Raw genomic sequence first — 16,789 nt, 5'->3', positions numbered from 1 at the left:
CTATCGAATGTGGTCGTTGGCGCGCAGCCAGGCGGTGGTCTCGCGCAGCGTGTCGCTCGCCGGACGGTAGCGGAGGCCCAGCGCGTCGAGCTCGGGTGAGGAAGGAACGGGGCTCCAGCGCGTGGCGTAGAGCGACGACTCGCGCGTGAGCGGGAAGGGCATGGGCAGCGCCTTGCGCATGCCGTCGAGCACGGTGCCGCTGACGCGCAGCAGGCCCCCCGAGAGCGGGAACGCGAAGCTGCGCGCGCCGGCGGCCTTCAGCTCTTTGTGCAACGTGCCCCAGGGCAGGTAGTGGCCCGGGACGAGGTGGCGTCGCTGCGTGGGCGTCTCTTCCAACAGGAGTCGGTGCGCCCTGGCTAGGTCGCGCGCGTCCACCATCTGGAACCCGCCGCTGGTGAGCGGCACGAACTGCCCTGCGAAGATGCGCAGCGCGTTGGTGGACTCGGTCATGCCCGGGTCGTCCGGCGCCAGCACGGCGCTCGGGTACGTGGTCCAGATGGGCGCGCCCTCGGCCTGACGCTCGCGCACCCAGCGCTCGGCCATGGCCTTGCTGCGGCCGTAGGCGTGCTCCGACTCGTGTGGCTCGGTGTCCGGCGTGATGGGCTCCGCCTGCCCGCTGGCCCCCACGTGGAACAAGGCGCTCAGCGTGGAGACGTGCACGATGCGCTTCACGCCAGCGTCCAGCGCCGCGCCCAGCACCTTCTTGACGCCGCCCAGGTTCGCCTCGATCAGCGCCTCGGGGGACGCGTTGTCCATGCTCACCACCGCCGCCGCGTGCAGCAGGGCGTCGCAGCCCGAGAGCGCACGCTCGACGGACGCGCGGTCGGCGATGTCACCGACGGCCGACGACAGGCCGCGGGGCGCATCCGGGAACACGCGCGCGAGCTTCGACTCGCTGCGCACCAGCGCGCGCACGTCGTGCCCCGCTTCCAAGAGGTCGCGGATGCTGTGCGAGCCCGCCAGGCCCGTGCCGCCCGTCACCAGAATCTTCATGCCTCAGGTCCTCGCATGGCTGGTGCTGTCCGCGTAGTCACGGGCGATCTCACGAGCCGCGCGGAAGCCTACCAGCATGCTGGGCGCGTTCATCGCCGAAACCGGCGTGGAGGGCGTGACCGAGGCGTCCGCGATGCGCAGGCCACGCATGCCACGCAGCCGCAGGCGCAGGTCCACTGGCGCGCGCTCGTCCTCGCCCATGCGGCAGGTGCCCGCGAAGTGGAACGTGGTCATCACGTTCTTCTCCACGAACTTCTGCAGCGCCGCATCGCTCGTGGCGCGCTTGCCGGGCATCAGCGGGCTGTTGCCGAACGCGCTGAGGGCGGGCGCCTTGGCGATCTGCTGCGCCAGCTTCACCCCGGCCAGCATGGTCTGCATGTCCTCCGGGTGCGTGAAGTACGCCGGGTCGATGACCGCCTGCGCGCGTGGGTCGCTGCTGGCCAGCCACAGCTCACCGCGGCTCTTGGGCTTCCCCAGGATCACCACGATGCCGTAGGTGTGGGCGATGAAGTTCTCGGCCGCGCGCGTGCTCATGGCGGTCTCCACGGCGGAGCGGAGCCAGGCCTTGGCGCGGGTGTCGAACAGGCTCGCCGGCAGCACCTTGCCGGGCAGCATGCGCTTCGCCGCCTGCTTCATGGCCGAGGGCGCCGGCCAGTACACCAGGCAGGTGTCGCTCTGGCCCGCAGGCAGGTCCGTGTCCGGGTTGGCGCGGCAGAAGCTGTAGAGCTGCGGGTAGTACGCGTCCACCTCGGCCTGCGATTTGTAGAACAGCGTGACGTTGGGGTGGTCCTGCAGGTTCTGACCAACCTCGGGGACATCCAGCACAGGGGTGATGCCCACGGCGTTCAGCCGTGCAGCGGGCCCGATGCCCGAGAGCATGAGCAGCTTGGGGGTCTCGAGGGAGCCCGCGCACATCACCACCTCGCGGCGCGCCACCACGCTGCGCAGCTCGCCCTGCTGCTCGTAGCGCACGCCCACCACGCGAGGGCCGTCTTCCAGGACCAGGTTGTGGACGCGCGCGTGGGTCTCCACCCGCAGGTTGGGCCTCGGGTTTTCGCGCACGAACGCGACGTAGCTGTTGCGGCGCGCCTGCCCTTCGTAGCTCATCCACTCGTAGCCGATGGCGTTGCTCATGTTGCCATCGTTCAGGTCCTCGCTACGCCAGAAGCCCGTGGCCACGGCGCTCTCGATGCAGGCCTCGGTGAAGTTCGTGCCCGTGCGCCGATGCGGCCGCAGCGTGCGCTCCATGGCGTCGAAGTCGCCGCGCACGTCGTCCCAGCGCCAGCCGCGCGGCCACTCGTCCCAGTCCTCCCGCGCGCCCCGGGTGTAGACCATGCCGTTGACGGCGCCGCTGCCGCCCATGCCGCGGCCGGTGCCCATGAAGAGGCGCTGCTTGCCCGCCTTGGGCTGCGGCACGCTGAAGCGGTCCCAGATGACGGCGTCGTTGGCGAACGCGTGCTTGTAGCCGTCGGCGTCCAGCGTCTCGGGGTTCTCGTCGGCGCTCGGCCCGCACTCGAGGAGCAGCACGCGCACGCGGGAGTCGGCAGCCAGCTCGGCGGCCACCACACACCCGGCGGAGCCACCGCCCACCACCACATAGTCAAACGTCTCGCTCATGGGAGTCCTCGTGCGAAGTGAGAAACGGCCGTTCCTGTTTGTAGAACAGTGATATCATTTTCTCGCGGCCAGGCAAGCGGTGGACGAAGTATGCCAGCCGTGAGACGAAGGTTGGCTTTCCTCATGCGCCTCTTGGAACGCTACCTCCTCGCGGGCTTCGACCCGGCGCAGCTGACTGGCCTCCAGCTGCATCGGCTACGGTCCATCACTGGCACCATTCTGGGACTGTCGTTCATCGCGCTGTTCTTCTTGGGGCACTCGCTCTGGCTCGGGCTGCCGCTGCAGGCTGCCACGCTGCTGGTGGCGTTCGGCGTGGGTGTCAGCGGCTACGCGCTGATGGCGCGCACGGGGCGCGTGGCGTTCGCTGGGCATGCGGTGTCGGCGGCGCTGATGTTGGTGCTGGTGGGGCAGGCGTTCGGCACCGGCGGCTTCGGCAACCCGCAGTTCGCCTGGTTCTTGGTGGTGCCTCTGATCGCCGGCTGGTCCATGGGGCTGCGCGAGGGCGTCTCCTGGGGTGTGGCCAGCGCGCTCGCCATCCTGGCGTTCTGGGCGCTCGACTTCGCGGGGATTCAGCTCGAGAACGCCGTGCCTCGAGCGCAGCGCCCTTATGCGGAAGGCCTCACGCTCCTGGGCGCGTTGGTGGCGGCCATGACGGTCATGGGCAGCTTTCTGCGCGGCCAGCAATATGCCGAGAACGCGCTGCTCGAGACCAACGAGTCGCTGCGGCGTGAGGTCGCCGTGCGCACCGCGGCCGAAGTGGAGGCCAAGCGCGCGGCACAGTCACGCAGCGACTTCCTGGCGACCATCAGCCATGAGATCCGCACACCCCTGAACGGCGTGCTGGGCATGACCAGCCTGTTGCTCGACACCGACCTCGACCCCCTGCAGCGCGAGTACGCGGACACGGCGCGGCGCAGCGGCGATGCGCTGCTCACCATCATCCAGGACGTGCTCGACTTCTCGAAGGTGGACGCCGGCAAGCTGGTCATCGAGCCCGCGGAGTTCCACCTGCGCGACGCGATCGAGGACGTGGTCAGCTTGGTGGCCGAGAGCGCCCACGCGAAGGGGCTCGAGCTGATCGTGGACGTCGGCGCCGCCATCCCCAGCGTGGTGGTCGCGGACGCGGGGCGCATCCGGCAGATCCTGCTGAACCTGCTCTCGAACGCCATCAAGTTCACGCAAGAGGGCTCCGTGCGCCTCGCGGTGGAGCTCGACGCGCAAGAGGGCGATCAGGCTCGCCTGCGCTTCGCAGTGGAGGACACCGGCATCGGGGTGGCGCCCGAGCAGCAGGCGCGCCTGTTCGACCCCTTCGTGCAGGCGGACAGCACCACCACCCGCACGTACGGCGGCACCGGGTTGGGCCTGGCCATCGTGCGGCGCCTCAGCCAGGCGATGGGGGGCGACTGCGGCGTGCGCTCGACGCGCGGGGAGGGCAGCCACTTCTGGGCCGTGATCCCCGTCAGGGTCAATGACGAGCGAATGACGCTGGAGTCACCGCTGCTCGGCACACGCGTGCTGCTGTTCGTTGGGGACGAGGCGTTCGGCCGGTCACTGCGCGGCCTCGTGGAACGCTGGGGCTGCCTCACGACACGCGTGGCCACGCTCGCCGAGGCGCAGGCGGCGCGGGACGGCGACGAGTTCGACGTGGCCTTGTTGGACGCCGACCTCCCGGAGCGCGCGGCGGAGCAGCTCTTGGCGCCCAGCGCGGTGAAGCGGCCGCCCGTGGTGGTGCTCGCGCCGGTGGCGGGCCCCTATGCGCGCGCACCCGAGTGGAGCCGCCGCGCCGCGGCGTGGATCACCAAGCCACCCCGGCGCTCGGCGCTCGAGGAGGCCCTGGTCTCTGCGCTCCGCAAGGGGCGCTCCAGCACCCCGCCCGCCATGGCGCCGAACGCTCGCCCGCCGCTCGAGGGGCGCGTGCTGGTGGCCGAGGACAACTTGGTGAACCAGCAGGTGGTGCGCATGATGTTGGCCAACCTGGGCCTCGAGGCGGACGTCGCGGCCAACGGGCAGGAGGTGTTGGGGATGGCCGCGCGTGGGCGCTACGCCGCCATCCTCATGGACTGCCAGATGCCGGTCATGGACGGCTTCGAGGCCACCCGGCGGCTGCGCGCGGGCGGGGACACCACGCCCATCATCGCGGTCACCGCCAACGCGCTGCACGGCGACCGCGAGCGCGTGATCGAGGCCGGCATGGACGACTACCTCAGCAAGCCCATCTCCGTTGCGTCGCTGCAGAGAGCGCTGGCCCCCCACTGCGAGGCGCGCACCGAGCCGCGCTGACCGGGCCGGCATCGATTGGCGCACGGTCGGCGCAGGAAGTTTGGCATGCTGGCCGCGATGACCGCCGCACCACCGCCTCACCGCTCCAATGCCTGGCTCGCCCTCGAGGAGCACGCGCGAGAGACCGCCACACTGCATGCCCGCGAGCTGTTCGACCGCGACCCCACCCGCTTCGAGCGCATGCACGTGGAGCTCGATGGCCTGCTCTTCGACTACTCGAAGCACGGCGTGACCAACGAGACGTTGGCGCTGCTGTTCGCCCTCGCGCGTGAGCGCGGCGTCCTCGACGCACGCGCGGCCATGTTTCGTGGGGACGCCATCAACGTGACGGAGCGGCGCGCGGTGCTGCACACGGCGCTGCGGTCGGGCGTGGACGAGGGCCTGGTGGTGGACGGAGCGCCCATCTTCCCGCTGGTGCAAGCCGAGCTCCACAAGCTGCGCGGGCTGAGCGACCGCCTCGGCCGGGGTGAGCTGCGCGGCCACACGGGCAAGCCCATCACCGACATCGTCAACATCGGCATCGGGGGCTCGGACCTCGGCCCGGTCATGGTCAGCGAGGCGCTGCGCCCCTACTGGCGCGCCGGTCTGCGGGCGCACTTCGTGAGCAACATCGACGGCGCGGACCTGAGCCACGTGCTCGAGCGGGTGCAGGCCGAGACCACGCTCTTCCTGATCGCGTCGAAGACCTTCACCACCGACGAGACGCTGACCAACGCGCACAGCGCGCGCCTGGCTGCTGCGGGAGCTCGACGCAGGGCCGGAGGCCGTGGCCAAGCACTTCTTCGCGCTGTCCACCAACACGAAGGGCGTGGTGGCCTTCGGCATCGATCCGGCCAACATGCTCGAGTTCTGGGACTGGGTCGGTGGGCGCTACTCGCTGTGGAGCTCCATCGGGGCTTCGCTCGCGCTGGTGCTCGGGATGGACGCGTTCGAGGCTCTCTTGGCGGGCGCAGCCGACGTGGACACGCACTTTCGTGCTGCGCCGCTCGAGCAGAACATCCCCGTGTTGATGGCGCTCCTGGGCGTGTTCCACGCCAACTTCAGGGGCTGCGCTACGCACGCGGTGCTGCCCTACGACCAGCACCTGCACCGCTTCCCGGCGTACCTCCAGCAGGCCGACATGGAGAGTAACGGCAAGCGTGTGCGCCGCTCTGGCGAAGACGTGCAGGGCTACGAGACGGGGCCCATCGTGTGGGGCGAGCCGGGTACCAACGGGCAGCACGCGTTCTACCAGCTGCTGCACCAGGGCACGCGCGTGGTCCCCGCCGACTTCCTGGCCGCCGCGCGCAGTCACTATCCGCTCGGCCAGCACCACGACAAGCTGATGGCCAACTTCTTCGCCCAGACCGAGGCGCTCATGCGCGGGCGCACGCTGGCCGAGGCACGCGCCGAGCTCGAGGCCGCCGGGCTGCCTGCCGAGGAGGTCGATCGCCTGACGCCGCACAAGGTGTTCCCCGGCAACCGGCCGTCGTCCACGTTCCTCTTCGAGCAGCTGGACCCGCGCACGCTGGGCCGCCTGGTGGCCCTCTACGAACACAAGATCTTCGTGCAGGGCGTGATCTGGGACGTGAACAGCTACGACCAGATGGGTGTCGAGCTGGGCAAGCAGCTGGCCAAGGCCATTCTGCCGAAGCTCGAGGGGGACGCGCCCGTGACGGGTCACGACGCGTCCACCACCGCGCTGATCGAGCGCTACCGCACCCTGCGACGCGCGTGACCGCCGCAGGGCGCGAGGGGCCGCGTCAGAGCAGGTCCAGGTAGGCCGCGAACGAGATCTTCACCATCCAGATGTCCGGCGAGCTGCTGTCGCCGCCCGGGACGAAGAAGTCGCCGTTGTGCGCCAGGTAGGGGAAGCCGAAGTCGAGGTTGATGTCGGCGACCGTGTCGGCGACGGTCAACGTGTAGCCACCGCCGAAGAAGAGCGGCATGTGCACGCCCTCGGAGCGCATGTCCAAGATGCCGATGCCCGTGGACAGGCGGAAGAAGAGGGCCTCCGTGGCGCTCAGCGTGAACACCGCGGGGAAGTAGATGTTGGCCTGACCGCGGTTGGCCGGTCCCTTCGTCTCGGCCTCGAACGTGAAGCCGGTGTCGAACATGAAGCTGCCGAAGCGGAGGCGGACCGGGAGCGACGCGCGGAACGCGTGCCGGCGCGAGTTGCTGTAGCCGTGGGTGGCGAGGTTCATCTCGATGTCGGCCGCGATGGCCACGTGCTCGCTGGTGACGAACTGGTAGCGGGCGTAGATGGGGATGCGCCAGAAGTGCGCGCGGTCGCCGTCCCAGTAGATGGGGATGAGGCCCCCGCCCACGCGCGGCCAGAACCACTCGCGGTTGAGGCTCACGCCGAATTCCAGGTTCTCGACGATGGAGAGGCCACCCCCGAAGTCGTGCGCGAAGAAGCCGTTCTCCGGGCTCAGGTCGAAGGTGTCACCGAACGCGAGCGCCAGGTCGCCGCGGACGTAGCCCTCGGGCAGGACCAGCTCACGCTGGGTGCGCTGGATGGGCACCCCTGCGGACGCGGGCGCCTGCACGTCGGTGTCTTGGGCTTGGGCGCGGGCGCCAGTCATGACGACCAGCACGGCTGTGAGGACGAGTACTTTGTTCATGTGTTCCATTGCGTTCCTCCAAAGGAAGGCCAGCAGTAGCATGTCCCTAAATGGGGAGCACGCGCGTCCATTGCAGCCTCACCATACCGAGAAGTCCCAGCGCAGGGCCAGCCAGATGCGGTCGTTGCGCCGGAACCCGTAGATGGGGCCCGGCTCGTTGCCAGGGTGGTAGTGGACGTACGCCAGCGTTCCCCGGAGGCCGTGGCGCAGGTCGTAGCTGACCTCGCTGCGAACCAAGAAGCCGCTGCCGAGCCGCGGTCCCGAGGCCACGAACAAGGTCGCCCAGCGCAACCTCTCGCGCAGAAACAGGTGCTCGTAGCGCAGCGCCACGGTGGGCGGGTTGACCGGGAAGAGCAGCGGGGCCTGGCCCTCCGGGGCGCGCCGCTGGCCGTCGGAGCCCATGGAGAACTCGGCGGCCAGCACCACGCCGGGGAGCCCATGGAAGCGCCCTCCCAGCGTGGCCGAGACCACGTCACGCCGATCCAGCTCCGTGCGTGGGAGGATCGCCGCAGTGTCGGCCAGCGTCACGGGACGCGCGATGTCGGCGCGGGTCTCGGCGAACAAGACGAAGTCACCCGCCGGCACCAGGAGGCTTGCGCCCACCGCGTGGAAGCGGCGGTGCTCGAGGTCGAGGACCAGCTCCGGGGCCAGCAGCCCGAGCGGTGACGGCGTCCGGACGAACCCAATCGGGTCCAGCAAGCTGAAGAAGTAGGCCCCCACCTCGGCGCGCGAGCCTTGGTAGAGAGCGCGCGCGTAGACCTGCTGGGCCGGCCCAAAGCGATCGGGCTGGTTCCGGTAGCGCACGTCCGCTCGGTCCACCAGCGCCTCGAGCGAGGTGCCCGAGACGGACGGGTGGTCGTATACGAAGGCGCGCAAGGGGCTGAGCCGCCCGAGGGGCGGAGCGCGGCGCCCGAAGCCCGCTTCATGAGTGAGCAGCACCTCCACGCGCAGCGCCCCATGGTAGACGCCGAGCCGCGAGCCCAGCGTGCTGACCCGCAGGTCCTCCACATCGGCCAGGCCCGGCTCACGCTGATCGAGGGGAGCCGCCACGTCCAGCACGCTGAGCATGTCCGCGACCCCGAGCGCGAGCACCTGCCAGCCGAGCACGGCCTCGACCGCGCCGTGGTGGACGGAGGCGTAGAGCTCACGCGGACGCACCCAGTAGCCGTAGCGGGAGCGCGTGGCGGCGTCGCTGGTGCTCCAGGGGCCCACGTGCACCAGGTCCACTTCGCCGTGAATGCCGGCCACCACACGTACGGGGCCCCGCGACCACCGGAAGTCCACGTCCAGTGCAAAGCGGGCTTTGGCGAACGGGTCCTGGCGCAGGCGCTCGATGGCCAGCGCGCCGTCCCAGCGCGCGAAGCCCACCAAGGCATAGGGTCGCGCTTCGTCCGCCGGTGGCTCGGCGGTGGCCCCCTCGGGTGGAGCTTCCCCCCAGCCCGCGGCGTCGTCCTCGGGCGCTTCGGAATCTCCCGACTGGCCGTCGCTGGGCCAGCCGGCCGCGTCGTCAGGGTCGGCGCTGCGTTCGGGAGCGCCCCAGCCGGCCGCGTCGTCGACGGCTTGGTCCGTGGCGGGTGCGGGCGACGCCTGTGCGACCGTCGAGGTGGGCGTCGCCAGCACCAAGAGCGCGACGGCGCAGCGCAGCGCGCCGAGCCGTCGAGCTTGCGTCACTCGGCGCCGCGTTCCAGCTCACGCGTGGTGAACAGCTCGGGCACCACGGCGGGGTCACGGAACCGCAGCTCGAGCCGCTCGATGACCGTCTGCGACTGCACTCGCCCGGCGCGCACCGTGCGGGCTGTCAGCGTGCGAGCGGTGTAGACGCCGTCTTGCTGGGCGATGCCGCTGGCCGACACGTACTTGAAGCGCTCCTGACCGAGCCACGCCTTCATGCGCAACGGCACCAGCGAGCGTTGGCTGACCCACATCTCGGTGCGCTCGTAACCCGTCTCGGCCTGCACCGCGGCGTTGCGCGGCACGCTCTCGATGTGCCAGCAGGCCTCGCCATCCACGCGGGCGGCGGCGTCCAGCATGCGCAGCGTGAAGTCGGCCGGATCGGGAACGGTGAGGTCCGCGTACGAGAAGTCGGAGCCCACGAAGGCCCCCGAGCGGTTGCGCATGGCGATGCGCGTGCTGCGCCGCAGGCTGGGCAGGTACAGCCACTGGTCGGCGTCGCGCTGGTCGTCGTAGTCGATGGTCAGGAGCCCGGTGCCGCGCAGCTCGGCCGGCGACTCGAACATCATGAGCGTCCGCGTCGCGCCCTCGTGCTCCATGCTCGAGCTGCGCAGCACGCGAGAGATCTCGTGGCCCGCGCTGTCGGTCACGACCATGCGCAGGCGGGCCCGCACCCGCTCCCCCGTAGGCCGTGTGCGAGCTGCCGCGAGGACCTGAGCCGGCGTGGCGCTGGGTCCGAGCCCTGCCTGCGCGCGCACCTGCGGCCCGGTCCCAGCGACCGAGCACACCGCCATCGCCACCGCCGCGAGGAGGCCCGCGACACTCACTGAAAACCGCCGACACCGCATCGCCGGCAAGGCTAGGGCCGTCCGCAGGCCGAATCAATGAGCGGCGCGGCACGGCTTGCGTTGGTTGGCGCTCGCTTCTATGGATAGCAGGTGAGCATCTACGACCACCAAGTCGAGACACTGAGCGGTGAGCCGGTGTCGCTGAAGCAGTACGAGGGCGACGTGTTGCTCATCGTCAACACCGCCAGCAAGTGCGGCTTCACGCCGCAGTACGAAGGGCTCGAGGCGCTGCACCAGAAGCTCGCCGCACGCGGGCTGCGCGTGCTGGGGTTTCCGTGCAACCAGTTCGGCAAGCAGGAGCCGGGCAGCGCCGACCAGATTGGCGCGTTCTGTCAGAAGAACTACGGCGTGTCCTTCCCCATGCACGCCAAGATCAGCGTCAACGGGCCGGACACGCACAGCCTCTACGCCGAGCTCAAGCGGGCGGCGCCGGGCGTGCTGGGCACCGAGGCCATCAAGTGGAACTTCACCAAGTTCCTGGTGGACCGCAAAGGTCGCGTGGTGAAGCGCTACGGCTCGAGCACCACGCCGGCCGAGCTGGAAGCCGACATCCTCCCCCTCCTGTGAGGGGTGCCGCCTTTAGCCGCGCCCGATGAAGGGCGACGGCATGTGGCCGCCCATGGGCATGGTGCGGCGGGGGTCGTCGCGGCCCACGATGAACGGGAGGGCGTCGTCCAAGCGCTGGCTGAGAGCCTGGGCGATGCGCCACAGGAACTTGGCGCCCACGTTGGCGTCTTGCTTGATGAGCGCGAAGAACGCGTCGCGCTCGAGGACCAGCACGCGCGTCGAGCGGACGGCCACCACCGAGGCGTTGCTGGGCGCGTAGTTCAGCAGCGACATCTCGCCGAAGTGCTGACCCGTGCGCAGCTCGGCCACCGACTGGGTGCCCTTGCGCACGGCCACGGTGCCCTCCGCGATGATGAAGAGCCGCCCGCGCTCGTCGTCTTGCTCGAGGATCACGGACCCGGGGGAGTACACGGCGCTCTTCAGCGCCTGGCTCACGCGTGCCAGCTCCGGCAGGTCCATGTCCGAGAAGAGGGTGAGCTGGCGCAGCGCGTGGAAGTCCTGGGAGACCTCCACCATGCGGCCCGTGACGTGGGCCGGGGCGGCGTCGGGAGCCTCCACGCGCAGCACCACCGCGGTGATGTTGTCGTCGCCGCCGCGTTCGTTGGCCATGCCGATGAGCTTGCCCGCGAGCCGGTCCGTGTCGTTCTCGCGCAGCAGCGTGACCAACTCCACGCTGTCCTCGAAGTAGCCGTGGAGCCCATCGCTGCATAGCAGCAGGCGGTCGTGCGGGAGCACGTCGAACACCAGCGTGTCCACCAGCACGTTCTCGTGCGGACCCACGGCGCGCGTGACGATGTTGCCGTAGCCGCTGGCGAGCGCTTCCTCGCGGGTCATGATGCCGTGGCGCACGGCCTCGGCCACGTACGTGTGGTCTTGGCTTACGAGGTGGAGCTGTCCGGCGCGCGACAGGTAGAGCCGGCTGTCGCCCACGTGGCCCAGGATGGCCTTGCTGCCCGCGATCAGGAGCGTGGTGCAGGTGGTGCCCATGCCGCGGTTGCCCTCTTCCACGCTGCGCCGATACACGGCCGCGGAGGCCGCCTCGATGGCGTGGCGCAGCAGGCCGCTGAGCGCCTCGCACTGCTCGGGCGTGGGGTCGTCCACGAGGAGATCCGTGCGCGCACGCACGGCGGCCACGACCGTCTCGGCGGCGAGCCGGCTGGCGACGTCACCGCCTGCGTGGCCACCCATCCCGTCGCACACCACGTAGAGCCCGAGGTCCGGCGCGGCGAGCCAGGTGTCCTCGTTCATCTCGCGGACGCGGCCGACGTCCGACAACCCTGAAGCGATGAGTTTCACCCGCTGACGATAACGGAGTCGGGCGACACGCGGAACGCCAAAATGGGGGCTACTTCATCATGCGCGCGGAGATGAACGCGAGCAGGCTGCGCGGCGTGAACAGGCCACCCCAGTAGAGCAGGCGGTTGAGCAAGCCGTGGATGGACACCACGCGCCCGCGCTGCATGGCCAGGTAGCCGTGGCGCGCGGTGGCGTCGGCGCTGGCCACCGACGCCTTGAACAGCAGCGTTTCCCCCGCCCCAGCGACGGCCGCGAAGCCGGTGTGGGTGGCGCCGGGGCAATGCGCGGTGACGGTCACACCGGTGCCCCGCAGCTCATGGGCGATGCCCTCGCTGAACGACACCACGTAGGCCTTGGTGGCGAAGTAGACCGCCATGCCGGGGCCGGCCTGGAACGCGGCCGTGGAGGCGATGTTGAGCACCCGCCCGAAGCGTCGCGCCACCATGCCCGGGAGGAAGAGGTGCGTGAGCGCAGTGAGCGCGGTGACGTTCACCTGCACCATCTCCAGCTCCGAGTCGGTGGTGCTGGACTGGAACGCCTGCACGTAGCCTAGCCCGGCGTTGTTCACGAGGATGTCGACGACCACCCCGTCGTTCGCCAGCGCGTCGAAGAGCGCACGCGGCGCGTCGGCGCGAGACAAGTCGGCCGGATACACGTGAGCGCGGATGCCGTGTTGCTGCTCGAGCTGCGCCCCCAGCTCGCGCAGCTTGCCCTCGCTGCGGGCCACCAGCACCACGTCGTGGCCATCTGCCGCGAAGAGCTTTCCGTACTCGACTCCGAGCCCGGAGCTGGCTCCGGTGATGAGGGCGGTGCGCTTGGTCTTCATGGCTGAGGCTCTCGGGTTCGGGAAGGCAGGCTGGCGTCCCCGCGAGAGCGGGCTAGAGAGTATGTCCGAAACGAGGACCCATGCACCCGATCGACACCCTCTTGGCGCGCCTCGACCTCGACCGCTTGGACCGCGACCTCTACCGTGGGCACACCCCCAACGATGGCCGTCAGCGGGTGTTCGGAGGCCTGGTCGCTGCACAGGCACTCATCGCGGCCTATCGGACCGTGGATGAGACCGACAAGTTTGCACACTCACTGCACGGATATTTTCTCCGCCCCGGGGACCCGCGCGGGCCAATCCTGTTCGATGTGGACCGCATCCGCGACGGCAAGTCCTTCGCCACGCGCCGCATCGTGGCGCGCCAAGAGGGCGAGGCCATCTTCAACATGTCGGTGTCGTTCCACGTGCACGAGGAGGGCCTGTCGCACCAGGAGCGCATGCCCGACACGCCGCCGCCCGAGGGACTCAAGAGCAACTCGGAGCGCTTGGCCGAGTACGCGGAGCAGACGTCCAACCCGGTGTTCCCGTTCTTGCTGCGGCTCGAGCGCCCCATCGAGCACCGTGATCCGGAGCCCATCGACTTGCTGCACCCGCAGCCGCACCGGGGCCTCAAGCGCTTGTGGTTCCGCGGCGCCGGGCGCATCCCGGACAACCAGGCGCTGCACCAGGCGGTGGTCACCTACGCGAGCGACATGGGCCTGCTGGACAACTGCATCCAGCACCACGGGCACACTTGGCTCGACCCCAACCTGATGATCGCCAGCCTGGACCACGCGCTCTGGTTCCATCGCCCGCTGCGCGCGGACGACTGGCTGCTCTACTCCATGAAGAGCCCCAACGCGGAGGGCGGGCGCGGCTTCAACACCGGCCGCATGTACGCGGCGGACGGTACGCTGGTGGCCAGCGTGGCGCAGGAGAGCCTCATGCGCGTGAAGCGCGGCTCCTGACGCCAGCCGCGCACCATGGGCAGTGTCAGAACATGACGCGCACGGGCCGCCGCACGAAGTGGCTGAGCCCGCCGCCCAGCTGGCCGTCGTGCGAGTTGCCCCAGCAGAGCACCTGCGCGCTCGCGGTGATGGCGCACGTGTGCGTGTCGCCGCAGTGGACCTCGGCCACGTCGGTCAGGCCGCTGACGGCCACCGGCGCGGGACGGTTCTGGCGCGTTCCGTCGCCCAGCTGCCCGTGGGAACCCACACCCCAGCACACGGCGCGACCGTCGCGGGTGCGCGCGCACGAGTGCTTGTAGCCCACGCTCACCTGCGTGGCGTCGCGCAGCGTCTGCACCGCCACAGGCGTGACATAGGACGCGCTCGCCCCGTTGCCCAGCTGCCCCTCGTTGCCACGGCCCCAGCAGTACACCTGGCCGTTGGGCAGCGCGCCGCACGCGTGCAGCTCACCCACGGAGACGCTGGCCCACTGCGGCGGGCCCGTGACGCGTGAAGGGGTGGGCGTGGAAGCGCTCTGGCCGTCGCCGCGCTGCCCCTGGTTTCCGCGCCCCCAGCACGCGAGCTCGCCGCCCACGCCCAGCGCGCACATGGTGTAGCCGCCGCCGTGGACGCTGGCCACGCGGAAGCCCGGGTTCACCGTGGTGGGGGCAAGCGTGAAGGTCGCCTCGGAGTCGCCGCGCACGCCGTCCACGTTGCTGCCGGTGCAGCGCACGGCGCCGCTCGCGTCCACCGCGCAGGCCGTGCCCCCGGCGAGGCTCAGCGCGCGCGTGTTGGGCAGCGCGATGGTCTGCGGCACCCGAAAGCCGCCGCTGTCCTCGGTGGTGCTGCTGCGGCCCAGGTTCCCGCCCCAGCAGGCCACCTCGCCCTGCGCGCCGAGCGCGCACACGTCCACGCCCCCCGACACCACCTGCGCCGCGCCGGTCACGCCCTCCACCAAGGTGGGCACCTCGCGCACGCCGAAGATGTAGGTGTGGTGGCCAATCTGCGGGCCGGCCGAGTCGAGGCCCCAGCAATAGATGGCGCCGGTGCGCGTGGCCACGCAGGACTGGCTGCCCTCCACCGAGAGGCTGCGCACGGCGCCCGCCCCAGGGGGCAGGCTGAGCGCGCGCGGGGCCTCCGCCCAGGTGGTGTCGCGCCGGCTCGTCTGGTGCCCGGAGTCGTCGCCCCAGCACCACACGCTGCCGTCGGCTCCGCGAGCGCACGCGTGCATGGTGCCCACGGACACCTCGAGCGTGGTGCCCAGCCCGGCGACCGCCACTGGGCGGTCCACGGTCGCGGTGCCGCCGTTTCCGGCCTGGCCGTAGTCGTTGTCCCCACGGCAGCTGACGCCGCCGCCGCCGCTCACGGCGCACGTCGTGTTGCCCCCCGCGAAGATGGCGACCGCGTCTTCGAAGAAGGGCTGAAGCTGGGGCCGGGCGCGCTCGGGGGCCCGCGGCGACCCGGTGGTGAACAGCTCGTAGCCCCAGCAGTAGACGCCCTCGGCCGTGTCGGCGCACGTGTGCTGCCGCCCCAGCGCCAGCTGCGTCACACCCCGCGGCACACCGCGCACGGGCCGCGGCTGGGTGGCGTTGCGGAAGTTGCCGGTCCCCAGCTGGCCGTAGCTCCCGTCGCCCCAGCACGACACGCCGCGCGGCGAGAGCACGCACGAGTGGTACATGCCCGAGTAGAGCGCCGTGGCTCCGGTGACGCCGCGGATGGGCGTCGGGCCGCTGTCTTCTCGCCCGCCGCTCTGCCCGCTGCTGTTGCTGCCCCAGCAGGTCACGGTGCCGCGGGCCAGAAGCGCGCACGTGTGGAACCCGCCTACCGCCAGCCTCGTCGCGCCCATCACACCGGCCACGCGCACGGCCTGCCGGGCTTCTTCGCCCGTGGCGCCAGGAACCTGCCGGTTGCTGTTGTCGCCCCAACAGAACACCTCGCCGCCGGCGGTCCGTGCGCAGGCGTGACCGTAGCCAGCGCCGATCTCCACCACGCCAGTGACGCCTGGGACGGCGGCCGGCGCCGCGCGCATCACCTCGCCGCCGTCGCCCAGTTGGCCGTCGTCGTTGTTGCCCCAGCAGTACGCGCGGCCGTCGTGCACGGCGCAGCTGAAGTACGTCCCCACCGCCACCGTGGTGCTCACCGCGGCGGCGTCCTGCGCACCGGCCGTGGGTGTGGGCAGGAGCACCACCGTGCCGAGGGCCAAGAGGCCGGCGCAGAGGGGCATGGGAGCGAGCGGGCAGCGTGGCATGTCGACTTCCTGTCTCGAGGAGGGATGGACCCCCACACCCTACACCACGATGCGCCACGCGCGCGGGTGGGCGTGGCTCAGGGCGGGGCGACGGGGTCGCGGGGCAGGTGGGCTTCGTCGATGTGCACCACGAGGTCGGCGCGCTCCTCCATGCTGAGCAGGGCCCAGCGCGACACCCGCTCGAAGCGCTGCATGAAGGCGCGCACCTCGCTGTCGGACATGCCCTCGGAAGTGGCTGCGCGAAGCGCGTGCTCTTGCTCGAGGCGCTGCCGGCACGAGACCTCGAACGAGTCCACCATCAGGGCCAGCAACCAGTCCACGCGGTTCGCGAGGTCGGCGTAGTCGTGGGCCAGGCGGTAGTTCACGCAGCGCCGAAAGCGCCCGCCCTCATCCTGCTGCACCTCGAGCTCGTTGCACGCTGTGAGCAAGCGCTCGGCCGGCTCGGGCGGCACACCGAGGCACCAGCCCTCGAGCAGCACCAGGTCCACGGGCGCCGGCACCAGCTCTGGCTCTGGCGCGCGGTCGTCTCGCGCCTTGTCGAAGCGCGGCACCGGCACATCGTGCTCGTCGCGCGGCGCCAGCAGCGAATCCATGGTGCGCACCAGCAGCGCCACGTCGTGGGTGCCGGGGACGCCACGCGTCTCGAACAGCGGGTGCATATGGGCCGCCACCCGCAGCCGGTGCGCGCGCTTCAGATAGAAGTCGTCGAGCGAGAGCACCGCCACACGCAGGCCCGTGTGAGCCGCCAGTACCGCCCCGAGGCTCCGAGCGAGCGTGGTCTTCCCGCTGCCCTGAGCCCCATAGAGGCCAACCACGCGTGCCCCGCGCCCGTGGGCGGCGAGCACGTGCCCCGCCACGGGGGCCAGCAGCTGCCGAGCAAAGCGCTCCCGGGCGGGCGGTTCGAGCAGGTC

Annotated in this window: 12 protein-coding genes and 1 pseudogene; 4 read left to right on the top strand and 9 right to left on the bottom strand. The window is 70.7% G+C overall.

Features of this window, described 5'->3' with window-relative positions:
• Both IPI43_00980 and IPI43_00975 read right to left on the bottom strand, forming a co-directional pair.
• Window positions 1-993: an NAD-dependent epimerase/dehydratase family protein gene (locus IPI43_00980; GenBank protein ID MBK7772704.1), complete on the bottom strand. Its 993-nt coding sequence runs from the start codon at window positions 991-993 to the stop codon at window positions 1-3.
• Between the two features lie 3 nt (window positions 994-996).
• A complete protein-coding gene (locus IPI43_00975; GenBank protein ID MBK7772703.1) occupies window positions 997-2,610 on the bottom strand; it encodes a GMC family oxidoreductase N-terminal domain-containing protein in 1,614 nt (537 codons plus the stop codon).
• 123 nt (window positions 2,611-2,733) lie between these two features.
• Between IPI43_00975 and IPI43_00970 the strand changes: the two genes are divergently transcribed.
• Window positions 2,734-4,890: a response regulator gene (locus IPI43_00970; GenBank protein MBK7772702.1), complete on the top strand. Its 2,157-nt coding sequence runs from the start codon at window positions 2,734-2,736 to the stop codon at window positions 4,888-4,890.
• A 57-nt stretch (window positions 4,891-4,947) separates the two neighbouring features.
• Window positions 4,948-6,607: pseudogene (gene pgi / locus IPI43_00965) on the top strand (glucose-6-phosphate isomerase).
• Between the two features lie 25 nt (window positions 6,608-6,632).
• Here pgi and IPI43_00960 read toward each other — a convergent pair.
• The 3 genes from IPI43_00960 to IPI43_00950 form a co-directional block, all read right to left on the bottom strand.
• Complete coding sequence (locus IPI43_00960; GenBank protein MBK7772701.1) at window positions 6,633-7,493, bottom strand: hypothetical protein; 861 nt, start codon at window positions 7,491-7,493, stop codon at window positions 6,633-6,635.
• A 78-nt stretch (window positions 7,494-7,571) separates the two neighbouring features.
• Window positions 7,572-9,164, bottom strand: coding sequence for a hypothetical protein (locus tag IPI43_00955; protein MBK7772700.1), 1,593 nt, complete (start codon window positions 9,162-9,164; stop codon window positions 7,572-7,574).
• Window positions 9,161-9,991, bottom strand: coding sequence for an outer membrane lipoprotein-sorting protein (locus tag IPI43_00950; protein MBK7772699.1), 831 nt, complete (start codon window positions 9,989-9,991; stop codon window positions 9,161-9,163). The genes IPI43_00955 and IPI43_00950 overlap by 4 nt, the downstream gene beginning before the upstream one ends.
• 111 nt (window positions 9,992-10,102) lie before the next feature.
• On the opposite strand from IPI43_00950, the gene IPI43_00945 reads away from it, so the two are divergent.
• The gene (locus tag IPI43_00945) at window positions 10,103-10,579 is read left to right on the top strand and encodes a glutathione peroxidase (protein ID MBK7772698.1); all 477 of its coding nucleotides are present in this window, start codon (window positions 10,103-10,105) and stop codon (window positions 10,577-10,579) included.
• Between the two features lie 12 nt (window positions 10,580-10,591).
• On the opposite strand, the gene IPI43_00940 is transcribed toward IPI43_00945, so the two are convergent.
• Complete coding sequence (locus IPI43_00940) at window positions 10,592-11,875, bottom strand: cyclic nucleotide-binding domain-containing protein (protein MBK7772697.1); 1,284 nt, start codon at window positions 11,873-11,875, stop codon at window positions 10,592-10,594.
• A 49-nt stretch (window positions 11,876-11,924) separates the two neighbouring features.
• On the bottom strand, window positions 11,925-12,701 hold the full coding sequence (locus tag IPI43_00935; protein ID MBK7772696.1) for an SDR family oxidoreductase: 777 nt from the start codon (window positions 12,699-12,701) through the stop codon (window positions 11,925-11,927).
• Window positions 12,702-12,781: 80 nt separating this feature from the next.
• Between IPI43_00935 and IPI43_00930 the strand changes: the two genes are divergently transcribed.
• The gene (locus IPI43_00930) at window positions 12,782-13,651 is read left to right on the top strand and encodes an acyl-CoA thioesterase II (protein ID MBK7772695.1); all 870 of its coding nucleotides are present in this window, start codon (window positions 12,782-12,784) and stop codon (window positions 13,649-13,651) included.
• A 25-nt stretch (window positions 13,652-13,676) separates the two neighbouring features.
• Here IPI43_00930 and IPI43_00925 read toward each other — a convergent pair whose 3' ends face one another.
• Together IPI43_00925 and IPI43_00920 are read right to left on the bottom strand one after the other, a co-directional pair.
• Window positions 13,677-15,854 (bottom strand): hypothetical protein, encoded by a 2,178-nt coding sequence (locus tag IPI43_00925; GenBank protein ID MBK7772694.1) that lies wholly within the window; start codon window positions 15,852-15,854, stop codon window positions 13,677-13,679.
• A 101-nt stretch (window positions 15,855-15,955) separates the two neighbouring features.
• On the bottom strand, window positions 15,956-16,786 hold the full coding sequence (locus tag IPI43_00920) for a kinase (protein MBK7772693.1): 831 nt from the start codon (window positions 16,784-16,786) through the stop codon (window positions 15,956-15,958).
• Window positions 16,787-16,789: the final 3 nt, after the last annotated feature.

The sequence above is a fragment of the Sandaracinaceae bacterium genome, assembly GCA_016706685.1.
Lineage (GTDB): Bacteria > Myxococcota_A > Polyangia > Polyangiales > Houyiibacteriaceae > JADJJE01.
This window is presented reverse-complemented; position numbering and strand designations above follow the sequence as displayed.